We start from the raw sequence: 17,728 nt of genomic DNA, 5'->3' as shown, positions 1-17,728 counted from the left end.
ATATAAATATATTACTTTTTAAGGTAATAAATACCCAATCATGTTATTGGGTATTTATTGTTTTTAATATTTTTTAACATTAAAATGTGTATAATTTATTTTTGTGTATATTGTGTGTTAAAAAATAATAGAAAAGATTAAAATATTAAAATTTGAGGAGATGAAGTTAATATGAATAATACAAGTGATATAAATGATAATTTTGTTATTAGTAGAGCAGTACTGTCAGATGTTTCATGTACCTCTTGTGCTAGTGTCATCGAAAGACATTTTACTAAAGAAGATGGTATTACTGTTAGTATCAATTTTGCTACTAAAAAAGCACAATTTAGTTATGATCCTAAGTTTTGAAATGAAAAAAAAATTAAAAAAGCAATGCATCATTTAGGATATAAAATTTGTAAGTTTGAAACTGAGATTAAAGATATAAAAACGAGTCACCAAGTTGATATGAAAGATATTACAGATGATCATAGTAGTCATAGTCATAGTAGTGAACAACATCAATCTCATATGTCAGAACAACATCATAATCATCAACATAATGTTAAATTACGTGATTTAATTGAACTTATTATTGGTTGAATATTGTTACTACCATTATTATTAATTATGATACCTAATACTTCATTTTTTGATAGTTTACGTAATCCTTATGTTCAACTTGAACTAGCAATTCCAATTCAATTTTATTTTGGTCGTAAATTTTATATTGGTATTTATCAAGAATTAATTAAACAAAAATGACCTGGTATGCATACTTTATTAGCACTAGGAACAACAACGGCATTTATTTTTTCTATTTATTTAATGATAATTAATAAAACCAAACACTTATATTTTGAAGTTAGTGCTTCAATTATTATGATTGTTTTACTTGGTGATTTAATTAGTGCTGTTGCACAGAAAAGGGCTACTAGCGGCTTAGAAAGTTTAATGTCATTAAAGCCAAAATCAATCTTAAAATATGATTATAATACCAAAACAGAAACTTTTATTAATATTGAAGATGTACAATTAAATGATATTTTAATTATTCGAAAAGGTGAAAATATTCCTACTGATGGTCAATTAATTAGTGAAGAAGCATTTATTAATGAATCAATGTTAACTGGTGAATCGCAAGTTATTACGAAAAAAGTTAACCAAAATTTAATTGTTGGAACTAATAATGTTGGTGATAGTTTTAGGATGAAAGCAACTAAAATTGGTAAATACACAGTATTAGCAAGTATTATTAAGGCAGTTGAAGATGCACAATCTCAGAAACCAAAATTACAAAAATTGGCTGATAAAATTTCTGGGTGATTTACACCAACTGTTATTTTAATTGCCATTTTAGTTTTTCTTATTCGTTATTTTGCAGTAGGTAATGGTGTGCAAGAATCATTAGAAATTGCAATTGCAACTTTAATAATTGCTTGTCCTTGTGCATTAGGAATTGCAACACCATTAGCAGTTGCTGTTGGAATTAATAAAGCAGCAAAAATAGGAATCATTTATAATAAGGCTAGTGCTTTTGAAAAAATTACTAAGATTGATACCATTTGTTTTGATAAAACAGGAACATTAACTACTGGTAATTTGGTTATTACTAAAATTTATGGTCAAGAAAAACATGTTAATAAGGCAATTGCTATGGAAAAGCATTCAACACATCCTTTGGCTTTAGCTTTTTCTTTATATTCTAATACTAATAATGTTAGACAATCATTGACAATTACCGAGGTTAAAGAACAAATTAGTTTTGGTATTAAAGCAAAATATCAAACTGAAGAATTACAAATTTCATCACTTGAAAATTTACAAAAAGCAAAAATGCCATTTAGTCCATTTCTAAAAACATTTGACTTTGAAACAGTTACTCCTAGCCAGAAAGTATTGGCATTGGCAATTAATAAAGTTGTTACTAATATTTTTATTTTAGAAGATGAATTACAAACAAATGCATTATTAACAATTGAAAAAGTTAAAAAAAAGGGAATTGAGGTTATTTTAATTAGTGGTGATAATGAATCACAAACACTTGCTATTGCTAATCGTGTTGGGATAGAAACATACTTCGCTAATGTTACACCACAAGGTAAATCACAAATTGTTGCTGATTTACAAGCAAAAGGTAAAAAAGTAACGTTTGTTGGTGATGGTATTAATGATGTTATTGCCTTAGAACAATCTGATTTAGCAATTGCAATGGGCTCTGGCAGTGATATTGCTAAAAAAATTGGTGATATTACTATTCTTGATAATGATATTAGTATTGTTTATAAGGCTATTGTTTTAACTAAAAAAACTAAAAATAATATTTGAATGAATTTTATTTGAGCATTTAGTTATAATATTATCATTATTCCATTAGCTGCTGCCGGATTTATTATTCCACCGTTGGCTGCAATTGCAATGGCTCTTTCTGATATAACTGTTGTTGGAAATTCATTAATTTTTAAATGAAGAAAATATAAATATTAGATAATATATAAGGGTTTTTATCCCTTTATGTACTATTTTTAAATTTTATCACATAAATGGAGATAAAAGCCTATCTAGGAAATTATCCCCACATGTATAGCTAACTAAAGTAATGTTTACTCATATCTTGAAAAACAAAATCAATAGCTTTTTTAATAGTTGCGGTAATGTTTAGTAATCTGTGTAACTTACAAAAATAACTATGTTTAATTAATTCTAGTAAATAAAATTAAATAACTAGAAAGAGTGAGTTACTTATGTCTAAAAAACAAAATATTAATAATAATGTTCCAATATCAAAAGTAGTAGATTTATTACTAGAAAATACTGAAGATTTAACAACAGTTTTTAAAGAGGGAGGTTTATATAAAGAATTAACAAAAAGATTAGTTGAAAAAATGTTTAATTCTGAACTGCAAAATTATTTAGGATACTAAAAAAATCAACATAATAATAGCGATAATGCTCGCAATGGTATAAGTTCAAAAAAATTAATAACTCAATAAGGTAAAATTGAGATTAATGTACCACGAGATCGTAATAGTAATTTTGAGCCAGTAATAGTTGCAAAAAGACAAAGAAGATTTGATGGGAGGCTTTTTAAAAATCTGTGTATCTTTTTACAAAGTTACTAGTTTAGATTAATTCTATCTTCAAATTTTATCATAAAATGAGCAATTGCTGTATTTCAATTTTGAATGGGCATTGTTTATTTTTTTGTTATATTTTCAATTGCTAAGTAAAATATTTTAAAAACTGCCATATCATTTGGAAAAACTTTTTTATTTCTAATAACTTTTCGTAATTGACTATTAATAGATTCAATAGCATTTGTTGTATAAATCACTCTTTTGATTTCTGCAGGATAACTAATAAAAACCATTAAATTATCTTAATTTTTATATCATGATTTAGCAATTTGAGGATATTGTTTATTTAATTTACTTTCAAAAGATTCTAAAGCTTGCATTGCTTGTTCTTCACTACATGCACTATAAATTGGTTTTAAATCTGTAACTAGTGATTTTCTATGTTTGTATGAAACATATTTTAAACTATTTCTAATTTGATTAACTATGCATAATTGATGTTCGGTTTTAGGATAAACTGATTGTATTGCTTCTGACATTCCTGTTAAATTGTCACTACAAGCAATAAGAATATCATTTAAGCCTCGATTTTTCATTTCTGTGAAATTAGATAATCAAAACTTAGAACATTCATTTTCACTAATTCATAAACCTAAAACATCTTTTTTACCTTCTAAATCAACTCCTAGTGCTATATAAACTGATTTGTTAATAATGCTTTTATCTTGTCGTACTTTAACTACTATACAATCAAAATAAACAATCGGATAAACACTTTCTAATGGCCGATTTTGTCATGCTTTAACATCATCAATAACATCATCAGTAATTTGGCTAATAACACTTTCACTAATATCAGCACCATGATATAACTCTTGTAACTGCATTCTAATATCTGATAAAGTCATGCCTTTGGCATATAATAGACATATTCCGTAAATAAATTTAATCAATTGTCAATAATAATATTTATAAATTTTTTAGTGTTAATAATTATAGAAGTTAATATTTTTTTATTTTAATGGTTTTGTTTTATTAAAAATTTCACAAAGTAAGTTAAATCTTAATTACATAAGTCTAAATATAATTTTTCTACATTTATTTATTAAAATTTTGAATCTTTTTAATCAAGCAAAAACATGTTCAACTTTAATTCTAATTTTTGAAATAATTTTATTGTAGATTTTTTCTTGTTTAGTTAATTTTTTATTTTTAGTTTTTTTAATTGGTAATATAGTATTTTTATAAATATTTTGTATTCCTTGATATCCCAAATCACCAATAATTATTGTTTTTTCTGAAAATTCAAGATTTGAATTTTTTAATATTTGAAAATCATGTACTTTTCCATTATCAGCAAAAATATCAACAATTTTTTTATTAAAAAAGTCATATATAATTTGAAATTTTATAGAAAACATTCAACTTTTACCAGAAAAATATTCTAACTGTAGTTTTTTTTAGTTGGTCTTTCAATTTCAATTTCAGTTGAATCAATTAAATAAAATTGAAATTCATTTAAATCTTCTTTTTTTTCTCAATTTTTGATTTATATTTTGTTTTTAAAAACTGATAATCTTTGTCATCACTAAGTTTATTTTCTACTCAAGTAATATTTCGGAAACAACTTGATGCACTCATTTTATATTTAATACTCATTTGGAAAAAAGTATAATATTCTTTTCAGTATACTAAAGTCATCATCAATCTTTCTTCAACTGAAAGTTTATATTTTCTACCTTTAGTTTTTTTAAATTTTCTATTTCAATTAATTTTGTTAACATTTCATCAAAATGAAAACGTTTTATACCAAAATATCTATAAAATTGTTCATTTTTTAATTTTTTTAAATTTTCAAAATTCATTTTTATCAACACCTTATTAATTTATTAATAAAGAAATTATAAAATAAATTTTAAATTATTAATTGACTTTTAAAAAATTTATTTACGGAATATGTCTTCTGTATATAATCATTCTAACTTAATATCAATTTCTTCATCATTTTTTAGTTGTTTACCTTGGTAGTTAATAAAAACTCGATTATTTTCTGTTGGTAATGGTAAAAAGTTTGCTTTAAATGATGGATAATTCATAATATTTTCAATTGCAAAACTAAATTCAATATTTCCTTCATTATTAAAATCGGGAAAACTTAACTCATATATTTTTAATGCTGAACTAGTTAAAGCAGATGTAATCTCATTTTCATAAAATTTTATTAATTTATTACGATTTCCTAAATATTTCATAACTGTTGCAAATCTCCCAAATTAACTTGTTGGATGTAAGAATGTGCTTTTTTCATACATATCAGTATTAAAATAAATTTTTCCAAGATTTTGTTCATAAACAATATCCGAAAATTCTACTGGCTTATTTAAAATATCTATTTTCCCTTGAAAGCGACTATTACTTTTCGCTATTAAAGAAATATTTTTATTATCTTGATTAATCAGTACATCTAAATCATTATTAGAAAACTTAGTAACATTCATAATATTAATTGCTTCTAAAATTAAATCTTTATCAACTATTCCGTTTTTTTTAAAACTTTTACTATAAGGCAATGCTTTTTTAGTTATTATTTGACTAATATCATTACTTAGTCAAAGCAAATTAACATCTTTAACTAAAAAAGGTAAATCTGTTGTATCTGGCATATAACGAATAATAGCCTTTGTCATTCCATCTAACATATCAACATCAATATTATCAGTATTCATTTTTTTTCTTAATTCACTTTTCAAACTAAATGAATTAGGAATTATAGTATAAGTTTCTTTAATGCTATTATTTATTTTGCTTAGATTCGTACTTAATACATTTCCAAAAGTTCCTACAGTTGTTCCGAATGTTAAAAAACTTAATGTTGCTAATAATAACTTCATAAATTAAAAGCCCTTTATATTGATAATGTAATTGTACATAATTTCTATGTTTACTTCTTTCTAATTATTTTTACCACTAATAGTATTCGTTATTACAAATAATACTTAAGTTATTATTATATTTAATTTAAAAAAATGATTAATAAAGCATATACATTGCCGTAATCAAGAAAAAAATAAAAAAAACTTTATTAGTTATTGCAAATTATACTTTTCTTCAATATAATAATTAAGGTTTAATAAATGCCCAGTTAGCTCAGCGGCAGAGCATTCGACTGTTAATCGAAGTGTCATAGGTTCAAATCCTATACTGGGCGCCATTATTATAAACTCTTGTTTTCTACGGCTCGTTGGTGAATTGGTAAACACATAGGATTTTCATTCCTACATTACGGGTTCGATCCCCGTACGAGTCACCATTAATTAATATTTAGACTGCAAGTATTATAATTACTTGTTTTTTTATTCCCCTAGATGTCTCGTTAGCTCAATTGGCAGAGCATCAGACTCTTAATCTGAGGGTTGTAGGTTCGAGACCTATACGGGACACCAAAAATGCGGAATTGGCGAAACTGGCAGACGCACCAGATTTAGGCTCTGGCGCCGAAAGGCATGAGGGTTCAAGTCCCTTGTTCCGCACCATACATTATTTTGTTAACCTTTATGTTTTTCATTAAAGGTTTTTTTCTTTTTTAACATTTTTATATAATAAAAAATTAAGGAAATTATCCCCACATGTACTAGTGTGGAGGAAAAAATGAATTGAAATGAATTCAATAGCATATTTCAAAATGAAAACGATTGTTTGAAATATATAGCGAAGTTGAAAGTAATGAAATGTATCAGGTGTGCTTCTTCTAGTTTGAATGTTTCTGATTTGAGAAGAATAAGATGTTTGAAATGTCATCAAACATTTAGTATTCTTCATGACACCATTTTTCACAAGTCACAAACACCTTTGACATCTTGGTTTTATCTCATCTTTAGATGAATAAACACAAAGCATGGTATACCATCAACAGATGTTGCAAGGGAATTGGGCGTGACATATAAAACATCTTGAAGAATGGGTCATGAAATAAGAACTAGAATTTGGAATCAAGATGCAGAGTTCATTGATGATGGCACAGCACAAATGGATGAAATGCATCTTTCACATGTAGGTTTTAAAAAACAAGGAAGATCCTTGTTGAATAAAACCTTGATTGTTGGAGTTTATGAGAAAACCAGCAAAAAACTAATTGTGAAAGTATTGAAAAAAGCAGACGAGAAAAACCTTTTATGATTTGCATTGAAACACATTTCTACTGGGTGTTGTCTATTTACGGATTCTTAGAAGGGATATGGAAGTTTCAAAAACTTCTATCACAAACATGAAATCATAAATCATGAAGTTGGGTATGTGTCATCAACAGGTGTAAACACAAACCAGATTGAATCTGCACGAAAAAACATCCGACGAACTTTCCGAACACACATAAAAGTTTCAAAACAAAATATTCATTTGTATGCAAAAGAAGCTGCATATAAATTCAATAAGATACCTAGTTTTGAAACTATAATTTTGTTTTTGATTTAGATACATGTGGGGATAATTTCCTAGATAGGCTTTTATCTCCATTTATGTGATAAAATTTAAAAATAGTACATAAAGGGATAAAAGCCAAAATTAAAATAAAATATTTGGAATGGCAACCTTTTTTAGGACTGTTTTTTGGTAGACATTTGTGGTTGGTGTTTTATGGGGGTTAAGTAGTTTAGAGTGCCGTGGATTCTTATGTTGTTGTATCAATTGATATAATCAAATAATTCTAATTTTAATTGGATTAATGATGTAAAATTTTTATCATTAATAAACTCTGTTTTGAAAGTTTTGAAAGTTGCTTCAGCAACAGCGTTATCATAAGGATAACCTTTTTTGCTTAAAGAGCGGGTAATATTGAAGGCTAATAAAAGTTTATCAATAGTTTTATTATTAAATTCATTACCGCGATCGCTATGAAATATTTGAATATTTTTTAAACAACGATTTGAGCACATAAATGCTTGATATACTAATGATGCATCTTTTTTAGTACCTACACTATGTCAAATAATTTCGCGATTGTACAGGTCGATTAATAAGCAAATATAGTTTCATTTACCATTAACTTGAACATAAGTTAAATCACTAACAGGTAATGTTTAGTAATCTGTGTAACTTACAAAAATAACTATGTTTAATTAATTCTAGTAAATAAAATTAAATAAATAGAAAGAGTGAGTTATGTATGTCTAAAAAACAAAATATTAATAATAATGATCCAATATCAAAAGCAGTAGATTTATTACTAGAAAATACTGAAGATTTAACAACAGTTTTTAAAGAGGGAGGTTTATATAAAGCATTAACAAAAAGATTAGTTGAAAAAATGTTGAATTCTGAAATGCAAAATTATTTAGGATATGAAAAAAATCAACATAATAATAGTGATAATGCTCGTAATGGTATAAGTTCAAAAAAATTAATAACTCAACAAGGTAAAATTGAGATTAATGTACCACGAGATCGTAATAGTAATTTTGAGCCAGTAATAGTTGCAAAAAGACAAAGAAGATTTGATGGTTTTGATCAACAAGTTCTTTCATTATATGCCAAAGGCATGACTTTATCAGATATTAGAATGCAGTTACAAGAGTTATATCATGGTGCTGATATTAGTGAAAGTGTTATTAGTCAAATTACTGATGATGTTAAAGCATGACAAAATCGGCCATTAGAAAGTGTTTATCCGATTGTTTATTTTGATTGTATAGTAGTTAAAGTACGACAAGATAAACGCATTATTAACAAATCAGTTCATATAGCACTAGGAGTTGATTTAGAAGGTAAAAAAGATGTTTTAGGTTTATGAATTAGTGAAAATGAATGTTCTAAGTTTTGATTATCTAATTTCACAGAAATGAAAAATCGAGGCTTAAATGATATTCTTATTGCTTGTAGTGAAAATTTAACAGGAATGTCAGAAGCAATACAATCAGTTTATCCTAAAACCAAACATCAATTATGCATAGTTCATCAAATTAGAAATAGTTTAAAATATGTTTCATACAAACATAGAAAATCACTAGTTACAGATTTAAAACCAATTTATAGTGCATGTAGCGAAGAACAAGCGATGCAATCTTTAGAATATTTTGAAAGTAAATGAAATAAACAATATCCTCAAATTGCTAAATCATGATATAAAAATTGAGATAATTTAATAGTTTTTATTAGTTATCCTGCAGAAATCAAAAGAGTGATTTATACAACAAATGCTATTGAATCTGTTAATAGTCAATTACGAAAAGTGATTAGAAATAAAAAATTTTTTCCAAATGATATGGCAGTTTTTAAAATATTTTACTTAGCAATTGAAAATATAATAAAAAAATGAACACTGCCCATTCAAAATTTAAATACAGCAATTGCTCATTTTATGATAAAATTTGAAGGTAGAATTAATCTAAACTAGTAACTTTGTAAAAAGATACACAGATTTTTCATTTCTGTGAAATTAGATAATCAAAACTTAGAACCTTCATTTTCACTAATTCATAAACCTAAAATATCTTTTTTTACCTTCTAAATCAACTCCTAGTGCTATATAAACTGATTTGTTAATAATTCGTTTATCTTGTCGTACTTTAACTACTATACAATCAAAATAAACAATCGGATAAACGCTTTCTAATGGCCGATTTTGTCATGCTTTAACATCATCAATAACATCATCAGTAATTTGACTAATAACACTTTCACTAATATCAGCACCATGATATAACTCTTGTAACTGCATTCTAATATCTGATAAAGTCATGCCTTTGGCATATAATGAAAGAACTTGTTGATCAAAACCATCAAATCTTCTTTGTCTTTTTGCAACTATTACTGGCTCAAAATTACTATTACGATCTCGTGGTACATTAGACATATTCCGTAAATAAATTTAATCAATTGTCAATAATAATATTTATAAATTTTTTAGTGTTAATAATTATAGAAGTTAATATTTTTAAAAAAATACTTTAAAAATAAATTTATATTTCAAACACAAAAATTGTTAATATTATTTTTATATTAACTTGATAAAAATTTAAATTTTTAAAAAAATATTAAAAATATTTTTTTATTTTAATGGTTTTTTTTTATTAAAAATTTCACAAAGTAAGTTAAATCTTAAGTACATAAGTCTAAATATACTTTTTCTACATTTATTTATTAAAATTTTGAATCTTTTTAATCAAGCAAAAACATGTTCAACTTTAATTCTAATTTTTGAAATAATTTTATTGTAGTTTTTTTCTTGTTTAGTTAATTTTTTATTTTTAGTTTTTTTAATTGGTAATATAGTATTTTTATAAATATTTTGTATTCCTTGATATCCCAAATCACCAATAATTATTGTTTTTTCTGAAAATTCAAGATTTGAATTTTTTAATATTTGAAAATCATGTAATTTTCCATTATCAGCAAAAATATCAACAATTTTTTTATTAAAAAAGTCATATATAATTTGAAATTTTATAGAAAACATTCAACTTTTACCAGAAAAATATTCTAACTGTAGTTTTTTTTGGTTGGTCTTTCAATTTCAATTTCAGTTGAATCAATTAAATAAAATTGAAATTCATTTAAATCTTCTTGTTTTTTTCTCAATTTTTGATTTATATTTTGTTTTTAAAAACTGATAATCTTTGTCATCACTAAGTTTATTTTCCACTCAAGTAATATTTCGAAAACAACTTGATGCACTCATTTTATATTTAATACTCATTTGGAAAAAAGTATAATATTCTTTTCAGTATACTAAAGTCATCATCAATCTTTCTTCAACTGAAAGTTTATATTTTCTACCTTTAGTTTTTTTTAAATTTTCTATTTCAATTAATTTTGTTAACATTTCATCAAAATGAAAACGTTTTATACCAAAATATCTATAAAATTGTTCATTTTTTAATTTTTTTAAATTTTCAAAATTCATTTTTATCAACACCTTATTAATTTATTAATAAAGAAATTATAAAATAAATTTTAAATTATTAATTGACTTTTAAAAAATTTATTTACGGAATATGTCTTTAATACTCATTTGGAAAAAAGTATAATATTCTTTTCAGTATACTAAAGTCATCATCAATCTTTCTTCAACTGAAAGTTTATATTTTCTACCTTTAGTTTTTTTTAAATTTTCTATTTCAATTAATTTTGTTAACATTTCATCAAAATGAAAACGTTTTATACCAAAATATCTATAAAATTGTTCATTTTTTAATTTTTTTAAATTTTCAAAATTCATTTTTATCAACACCTTATTAATTTATTAATAAAGAAATTATAAAATAAATTTTAAATTATTAATTGACTTTTAAAAAATTTATTTACGGAATATGTCTATTAATCTCAATTTTACCTTGTTGGGTTATTAATTTTTTTGAATTTATACCATTGCGAGCATTTTCACTAGTATTATGTTGATTTTTTTCATATCCTAAATAATTTTGCATTTCAGAATTCAACATTTTTTCAACTAATCTTTTTGTTAATTCTTTATATAAACCTTCCTCTTTAAAAACTGTTGTTAAATCTTCAGTATTTTCTAGTAATAAATCTACTGCTTTTGATATTGGATTATTATTATTAATATTTTTTTTAGACATACGTAACTCACTCTTTCTAGTTATTTAATTTTATTTACTAGAATTAATTAAACATAGTTATTTTTGTAAGTTACACAGATTACTAAACATTACCAAAATTTTACTGTTGCAATGTCCTTCAAATGCTCATAGGGCTTTTAATTTACCTTTATTTAGTGAACGAATTATACTCATTCTTTTTATTTTATATGCTGATTTATTATCAAATAATCTTTTACCTTTTTCAGATCAACCATATTTATAAAATTCATTATCATCAATTCCAGATTCATCAATATATAATAATAAATCTTCATTCATTATTTTAGCTATTTATTTTAAAAAATCTTCTTGTTTATTTTTATCTCTTTGTTCATATAGAAAAGTTTTTTTATATGTATAATTTTGTTTTTTGAAATAGTTATAAACTGTTTCTTTAGTCATATCACCAAATTTTTCAATTACTTTTTGAACTGTAACATCTTTATTTTGCGCTAAATAATTTTTTAATTCATCTAAATCATTTATTTTGTGGCTATGTCCTTTTTGATAATTCAAAATTGGTTTTATATGCCCAGTTTCTTTTTTTCTTTTTCTTCATAATAATAAAGTCTTTCTAGTAATATTGAACAATTTACAAATTTCTTTAATTTTCATGTTTTTACTTTCATAGGCTTCTATTATTTTTCTTCGTAAGTCTTCACTGTATGGTTTTGGCATAATTTAATCTTCCTAATCTATTTTAAATATTGCTGAATTGTACTTTTAAATTCAAAAACTGTTTAAATTACATATTATTATTTTACATTATTTATGAGTAAACATTACTTTAGTTAGCTATAGATATTCAAAATATAAATAATGGTATTGAAAATAAAAGTAAAAAAAGTAATATAAACAGCATTATGAGAGAACATAATTATGCAAAAAAAATACCTATTTTATAAAAAAATTTAATTTAATTATAAAAAGTTTTAATATAAAAAATAGCAAGAACATATGTTCTTGCTATTTTTGTAAACTTTGGTTTTGGTAATTTTTTCAATAATTTAAAATTAAATCATCATTAAATAAATTAATTTCATTTTTTTTAATTCCTTTTTTTAATTTATTTATATTTTGTCATAATATATTTTGTAAAGGTATTGGATACTTTCATATTCGACGATTAGTTTTAAATTCTTTCAAATCTAACAGTTTATAAGAACGATTAGGAAATACTTTAACATCTAAATCATAATCAATGTATTTAACTGTTTGCGAATCTAAAATAAAGGGACTGGCAATATTACAATAATAATGAACACCATCATTACGAATCATACAAATAATATTGTATCAATCATTTTTAAAAAATAACCAAATTGCTGGATCAACGGTTGTTCATTTACGACCATTAATTTCAGTAATTGTTACATTCTCATTTACTAAAACTAAATATTTTTCAGTATCTTCTAAAACAATTGAATTATTTCAACTACGATATAAATCGCCATTATGCTTATATGCATGAATTGAAAGTATTTGCCCTTCTTTAAGGTACATATACATTTAAACCTCAACTTTCTGCAAATCATAAAACATAATAATTATACCATTATTTATTTAGTAAATAAAAAGCGAAAAATAAATTTATAATAATATTTATTTAAAAAAGAAAAAACTCCAAAAAGGAGTAATAAAAAACATAATTTTATTAAATGGGGCGACTGACGGGATTTGAACCCGCGAATGTCAGTTCCACAAACTGATGCGCTAGACCGCTACGCCACAGTCGCCATATTAGTTTCTATAAGTAAAACCGTTAAATATTATACAATAAATTTATCATTTTTTAATATTTTTTTTCATAAAACTACAAAAATAATCATCTAATTTTCATATATAACAGTAACAATAATAAAAAACAATGCTACTATTAACAATTAGAACACAATTTAAAATAAAGTTTTATACCCTTAATAAAACGCATAAAATGTAATAGATAATATCTTATTAAATCAATTTATTAATCAAACTTTATTGATAATAATAACTTACAAGTAATTTAGATAATAATACTTATGATTAAAAATTTAGCAATATACTCATTCTTTTCTCAATTAATTTTAATTAAGAACACCAAAAACAAAACAAATAGAGGCTTTTTAAAAATCTGTGTATCTTTTTACAAAGTTACTAGTTTAGATTAATTCTATCTTCAAATTTTATCATAAAATGAGCAATTGCTGTATTTCAATTTTGAATGGGCAGTGTTCATTTTTTTGTTATATTTTCAATTGCTAAGTAAAATATTTTAAAAACTGCCATATCATTTGGAAAAACTTTTTTATTTCTAATAAATTTTCGTAATTGACTATTAACATATTCAATAGCATTTGTTGTATAAATCACTCTTTTGATTTCTGCAGGATAACTAATAAAAACCATTAAATTATCTCAATTTTTATATCATGATTTAGCAATTTGAGGATATTGTTTATTTCATTTACTTTCAAAAGATTCTAAAGCTTGCATTGCTTGTTCTTCACTACATGCACTATAAATTGGTTTTAAATCTGTAACTAGTGATTTTCTATGTTTGTATGAAACATATTTTAAACTATTTCTAATTTGATGAACTATGCATAATTGATGTTCGGTTTTAGGATAAAATGATTGTATTGCTTCTGACATTCCTGTTAAATTGTCACTACAAGCAATAATAATATCATTTAAGCCTCGATTTTTCATTTCTGTGAAATTAGATAATCAAAACTTAGAACCTTCATTTTCACTAATTCATAAGCCTAAAACATCTTTTTTACCTTCTAAATCAACTCCTAGTACTATATAAACTGATTTGTTAATAATGCGTTTATCTTGTCGCACTTTAACTACTATACAATCAAAATAAACAATCGGATAAACAATTTCTAATGGCCGATTTTGTCATGCTTTAACATCATCAATAACATCATCAGTAATTTGAATAATAACACTTTCACTAATATCAGCACCATGATATAACTCTTGTAACTGCATTCTAATATCTGATAAAGCCATGCCTTGAGGCTTTTTAAAAATCTGTGTATCTTTTTACAAAGTTACTAGTTTAGATTAATTATATCTTCAAATTTTATCATAAAATGAGCAATTGCTGTATTTCAATTTTGAATGGGCATTGTTCATTTTTTTGTTATATTTTCAATTGCTAAGTAAAATATTTTAAAAACTGCCATATCATTTGGAAAAACTTTTTTATTTCTAATAACTTTTCGTAATTAACTATTAACAGATTCAATAGCATTTGTTGTATAAATCACTCTTTTGATTTCTGCAGGATAACTAATAAAAACCATTAAATTATCTCAATTTTTATATCATGATTTAGCAATTTGAGGATATTGTTTATTTCATTTACTTTCAAAAGATTCTAAAGCTTGTATTGCTTGTTCTTCACTACATGCACTATAAATTGGTTTTAAATCTGTAACTAGTGATTTTCTATGTTTGTATGAAACATATTTTAAACTATTTCTAATTTGATGAACTATGCATAATTGATGTTCGGTTTTAGGATAAAATGATTGTATTGCTTCTGACATTCCTGTTAAATTGTCACTACAAGCAATAATAATATCATTTAAGCCTCGATTTTTCATTTCTGTGAAATTAGATAATCAAAACTTAGAACCTTCATTTTCACTAATTAATAAGCCTAAAACATGTTTTTTACCTTCTAAATCAACTCCTAGTGCTATATAAACTGATTTGTTAATAATGAGTTTATCTTGTCGTACTTTAACTACTATACAATCAAAATAAACAATCTGATAAACACTTTCTAATGGCCGATTTTGTCATGCTTTAACATCATCAATAACATCATCAGTAATTTGACTAATAACACTTTCACTAATATCAGCACCATGATATAACTCTTGTAACTGCGTTCTAATATCTGATAAAGTCATGTCTTTGGCATATAACGAAAGAACTTGTTTATCAAAACCATCAAATCTTCTTTGTCGAGGCTTTTTAAAAATCTGTGTATCTTTTTACAAAGTTACTAGTTTAGATTAATTCTATCTTCAAATTTTATCATAAAATGAGCAATTGCTGTATTTCAATTTTGAATGGGCATTGTTCATTTTTTTGTTATATTTTCAATTGCTAAGTAAAATATTTTAAAAACTGCCATATCATTTGGAAAAACTTTTTTATTTCTAACAACTTTTCGTAATTGAATATTAACAGATTCAATAGCATTTGTTGTATAAATCACTCTTTTGATTTCTGCATGATAACTAATAAAAACCATTAAATTATCTCAATTTTTATATCATGATTTAGCAATTTGAGGATATTGTTTATTTCATTTACTTTCAAAAGATTCTAAATCTTGCATTGCTTGTTCTTCACTACATGCACTATAAATTGGTTTTAAATCTGTAACTAGTGATTTTCTATGTTTGTATGAAACATATTTTAAACTATTTCTAATTTGATTAACTATGCATAATTGATGTTCGGTTTTAGGATAAACTGATTGTATTGCTTCTGACATTCCTGTTAAATTGTCACTACAAACAATAAGAATATCATTTAAGCATCGATTTTTCATTTCTGTGAAATTAGATAATCGAAACTTAGAACCTTCGTTTTCGCTAATTCATAAACCTAAAATATCTTTTTTACCTTCTAAATCAACTCCTAGTGCTATATAAACTGATTTGTTAATAATGAGTTTATCTTGTCGTACTTTAACTACTATACAATCAAAATAAACAATCGGATAAAAACTTTCTAATGGCCGATTTTGTCATGCTTTAACATCATCAATAACATCATCAGTAATTTGACTAATAACACTTTCACTAATATCAGCACCATGATATAACTCTTGTAACTGCATTCTAATATCTGATAAAGTCATGCCTTTGGCATATAATGAAAGAACTTGTTGATCAAAACCATCAAATCTTCTTTGTCTTTTTGCAACTATTTACTGGATCAAAATTACTATTACGATCTCGTGGTACATTAATCTTAATTTTATCTTGTTGAGTTATTAATTTTTTTGAATTTATACCATTACGAGCATTTTCGCTATTATTATGTTGATTTTTTTCATATCCTAAATAATTTTGCATTTCAGAATTCAACATTTTTTCAACTAATCTTTTTGTTAATTCTTTATATAAACCTCCCTCTTTAAAAACTGTTGTTAAATCTTCAGTATTTTCTAGTAATAAATCTACTGCTTTTGATATTGGATCATTATTATTAATATTTTGTTTTTTAGACATAAGTAACTCACTCTTTCTAGTTATTTAATTTTATTTACTAGAATTAATTAAACATAGTTATTTTTGTAAGTTACACAGATTACTAAACATTACCAAATTTATTTTTAAAGTATTTTTTTAAAAATATTAACTTCTATAATTATTAACACTAAAAAATTTATAAATATTATTATTGACAATTGATTAAATTTATTTACGGAATATGTCTATTGTACAATAGTTAAAATAATTGCTTTTGCTCCTCAATTATCATCAGTAATTTTTAAAAATTCATCTAATTTTTTAATCAATTTTTATTTATTCATTATCAAATTCACCATTTCTAATTTTCTCAAATAATTAATTCATCAATTTCTTTTATATTTGGGTTTTTAAAACAATTTTTACAATTTGGTAAATTATAATTTTCTTTACAAACTTTACACGTTTTCATTATTATTCTACTTATTTTTAATTTAATTAGCAATTTCACTTAATATTTTTAATACTTTATATTCATTTTTTAATTCTTTAATAATAAATATTAAAAACATTATTAGTGTTATGCTTGTTATTAATATTGGTACTATTAATAAAATTTTTCATAATATCATTTTTTACTCTTTTCATTTTTTAAATCATTTAACATTTATTGAACAAAATGCACGATTTTTAGGAATGTTTAAAGTATTAAAGATTTGACCAGTTACTATAATTTCATCATTTTTGTTTAATAAAATACATCGTTTATAAAATTTTTGGTTATTAAAAATTAAAGTAACATAGTTTAATCCATTTCATTGACCTCTAACACTATAATATAATTCTTTATTACCTTTTTCGTAAT

Annotated in this window: 20 protein-coding genes, 5 tRNA genes and 4 pseudogenes; 10 read left to right on the top strand and 19 right to left on the bottom strand. The window is 24.0% G+C overall.

Annotation, left to right across the window (positions count from 1 at the left end):
* The first annotated feature begins 171 nt into the window (after positions 1-171).
* The 3 genes from ABWV63_RS06280 (at position 172) to ABWV63_RS06270 (ending at position 3,104) form a co-directional block, all read left to right on the top strand.
* Positions 172-2,469, top strand: coding sequence for a cation-translocating P-type ATPase (locus tag ABWV63_RS06280; RefSeq protein ID WP_353305649.1), 2,298 nt, complete (start codon positions 172-174; stop codon positions 2,467-2,469).
* A gap of 257 nt (positions 2,470-2,726) precedes the next feature.
* A complete protein-coding gene (locus ABWV63_RS06275; RefSeq protein ID WP_353305648.1) occupies positions 2,727-2,906 on the top strand; it encodes a hypothetical protein in 180 nt (59 codons plus the stop codon).
* Between the two features lie 75 nt (positions 2,907-2,981).
* Complete coding sequence (locus tag ABWV63_RS06270) at positions 2,982-3,104, top strand: transposase (protein WP_353307200.1); 123 nt, start codon at positions 2,982-2,984, stop codon at positions 3,102-3,104.
* Positions 3,105-3,178: 74 nt separating this feature from the next.
* Here the strand turns inward: ABWV63_RS06270 and ABWV63_RS06265 are convergent.
* The 6 genes and pseudogenes from ABWV63_RS06265 to ABWV63_RS06240 form a co-directional block, all read right to left on the bottom strand.
* Positions 3,179-3,946, bottom strand: a pseudogene (locus ABWV63_RS06265) (IS256 family transposase).
* Positions 3,947-4,126: 180 nt separating this feature from the next.
* On the bottom strand, positions 4,127-4,480 hold the full coding sequence (locus ABWV63_RS06260; protein WP_353305647.1) for a transposase family protein: 354 nt from the start codon (positions 4,478-4,480) through the stop codon (positions 4,127-4,129).
* A gap of 97 nt (positions 4,481-4,577) precedes the next feature.
* Positions 4,578-4,766 carry a transposase family protein gene (locus ABWV63_RS06255; RefSeq protein ID WP_353305646.1) on the bottom strand — a complete coding sequence of 63 codons (189 nt, stop codon included), beginning with the start codon at positions 4,764-4,766 and terminating at the stop codon, positions 4,578-4,580.
* Positions 4,751-4,924: a hypothetical protein gene (locus ABWV63_RS06250; RefSeq protein ID WP_353305528.1), complete on the bottom strand. Its 174-nt coding sequence runs from the start codon at positions 4,922-4,924 to the stop codon at positions 4,751-4,753. Before ABWV63_RS06250 ends, ABWV63_RS06255 begins: the two co-directional genes overlap by 16 nt.
* 78 nt (positions 4,925-5,002) lie before the next feature.
* A complete protein-coding gene (locus ABWV63_RS06245) occupies positions 5,003-5,311 on the bottom strand; it encodes a hypothetical protein (protein WP_353305645.1) in 309 nt (102 codons plus the stop codon).
* Positions 5,312-5,332: 21 nt separating this feature from the next.
* Positions 5,333-5,950: a hypothetical protein gene (locus tag ABWV63_RS06240; protein ID WP_353305644.1), complete on the bottom strand. Its 618-nt coding sequence runs from the start codon at positions 5,948-5,950 to the stop codon at positions 5,333-5,335.
* A gap of 245 nt (positions 5,951-6,195) precedes the next feature.
* Here ABWV63_RS06240 and ABWV63_RS06235 point away from each other — a divergent pair.
* From ABWV63_RS06235 to ABWV63_RS06210, 6 genes are all read left to right on the top strand, one after another.
* Positions 6,196-6,270: transfer RNA gene (locus ABWV63_RS06235), tRNA-Asn, on the top strand.
* A gap of 24 nt (positions 6,271-6,294) precedes the next feature.
* Positions 6,295-6,369, top strand: a tRNA-Glu gene (locus tag ABWV63_RS06230).
* 57 nt (positions 6,370-6,426) lie between these two features.
* A tRNA-Lys gene (locus ABWV63_RS06225) sits at positions 6,427-6,502 on the top strand.
* A gap of 5 nt (positions 6,503-6,507) precedes the next feature.
* A tRNA-Leu gene (locus ABWV63_RS06220) sits at positions 6,508-6,592 on the top strand.
* A 115-nt stretch (positions 6,593-6,707) separates the two neighbouring features.
* Positions 6,708-7,286 carry a hypothetical protein gene (locus ABWV63_RS06215; RefSeq protein ID WP_353305643.1) on the top strand — a complete coding sequence of 193 codons (579 nt, stop codon included), beginning with the start codon at positions 6,708-6,710 and terminating at the stop codon, positions 7,284-7,286.
* Positions 7,287-7,352: 66 nt separating this feature from the next.
* Entirely contained in the window at positions 7,353-7,529 is a 177-nt protein-coding gene (locus ABWV63_RS06210; RefSeq protein WP_353305642.1) for a hypothetical protein, read from the top strand.
* Positions 7,530-7,651: 122 nt separating this feature from the next.
* Here ABWV63_RS06210 and ABWV63_RS06205 read toward each other — a convergent pair.
* Positions 7,652-8,125 (bottom strand): annotated as a pseudogene (locus tag ABWV63_RS06205) (IS3 family transposase); the annotation flags it as partial.
* Between the two features lie 95 nt (positions 8,126-8,220).
* Here ABWV63_RS06205 and ABWV63_RS06200 point away from each other — a divergent pair.
* Positions 8,221-9,447, top strand: coding sequence for an IS256 family transposase (locus ABWV63_RS06200; protein ID WP_353305641.1), 1,227 nt, complete (start codon positions 8,221-8,223; stop codon positions 9,445-9,447).
* Between the two features lie 23 nt (positions 9,448-9,470).
* On the opposite strand, the pseudogene ABWV63_RS06195 reads toward ABWV63_RS06200, so the two are convergent.
* The 12 genes and pseudogenes from ABWV63_RS06195 to ABWV63_RS06140 form a co-directional block, all read right to left on the bottom strand.
* A pseudogene (locus ABWV63_RS06195) lies at positions 9,471-9,900 on the bottom strand (transposase); the annotation flags it as partial.
* A 201-nt stretch (positions 9,901-10,101) separates the two neighbouring features.
* Entirely contained in the window at positions 10,102-10,956 is an 855-nt protein-coding gene (locus tag ABWV63_RS06190) for a transposase family protein (protein WP_353305640.1), read from the bottom strand.
* 78 nt (positions 10,957-11,034) lie between these two features.
* The gene (locus tag ABWV63_RS06185) at positions 11,035-11,271 is read right to left on the bottom strand and encodes a transposase family protein (RefSeq protein WP_353305639.1); all 237 of its coding nucleotides are present in this window, start codon (positions 11,269-11,271) and stop codon (positions 11,035-11,037) included.
* Between the two features lie 82 nt (positions 11,272-11,353).
* Positions 11,354-11,632: a transposase gene (locus ABWV63_RS06180; RefSeq protein WP_353305638.1), complete on the bottom strand. Its 279-nt coding sequence runs from the start codon at positions 11,630-11,632 to the stop codon at positions 11,354-11,356.
* Positions 11,633-11,689: 57 nt separating this feature from the next.
* Positions 11,690-11,932: a transposase gene (locus ABWV63_RS06175; RefSeq protein ID WP_353305637.1), complete on the bottom strand. Its 243-nt coding sequence runs from the start codon at positions 11,930-11,932 to the stop codon at positions 11,690-11,692.
* Between the two features lie 12 nt (positions 11,933-11,944).
* Positions 11,945-12,331, bottom strand: a complete 387-nt coding sequence (locus tag ABWV63_RS06170; RefSeq protein WP_353305636.1) for an IS630 transposase-related protein — start codon at positions 12,329-12,331, stop codon at positions 11,945-11,947.
* A gap of 288 nt (positions 12,332-12,619) precedes the next feature.
* Positions 12,620-13,156, bottom strand: a complete 537-nt coding sequence (locus ABWV63_RS06165) for a DUF402 domain-containing protein (RefSeq protein ID WP_353305635.1) — start codon at positions 13,154-13,156, stop codon at positions 12,620-12,622.
* 156 nt (positions 13,157-13,312) lie between these two features.
* Positions 13,313-13,389: transfer RNA gene (locus ABWV63_RS06160), tRNA-His, on the bottom strand.
* A 400-nt stretch (positions 13,390-13,789) separates the two neighbouring features.
* Positions 13,790-14,656 (bottom strand): IS256 family transposase, encoded by an 867-nt coding sequence (locus tag ABWV63_RS06155; RefSeq protein ID WP_353305634.1) that lies wholly within the window; start codon positions 14,654-14,656, stop codon positions 13,790-13,792.
* Between the two features lie 44 nt (positions 14,657-14,700).
* Entirely contained in the window at positions 14,701-14,832 is a 132-nt protein-coding gene (locus ABWV63_RS06150; protein ID WP_353305633.1) for a hypothetical protein, read from the bottom strand.
* Positions 14,833-14,874: 42 nt separating this feature from the next.
* On the bottom strand, positions 14,875-15,582 hold the full coding sequence (locus ABWV63_RS06145) for an IS256 family transposase (protein ID WP_353307199.1): 708 nt from the start codon (positions 15,580-15,582) through the stop codon (positions 14,875-14,877).
* 80 nt (positions 15,583-15,662) lie between these two features.
* Positions 15,663-16,902, bottom strand: a pseudogene (locus tag ABWV63_RS06140) (IS256 family transposase).
* Between the last annotated feature and the right edge of the window lie 826 nt (positions 16,903-17,728).

Origin of the sequence: Spiroplasma ixodetis (genome assembly GCF_040369795.1) — a bacterium.
Lineage (GTDB): Bacteria > Bacillota_I > Bacilli_A > Mycoplasmatales > VBWQ01 > Spiroplasma_E > Spiroplasma_E ixodetis_B.
This window is presented reverse-complemented; position numbering and strand designations above follow the sequence as displayed.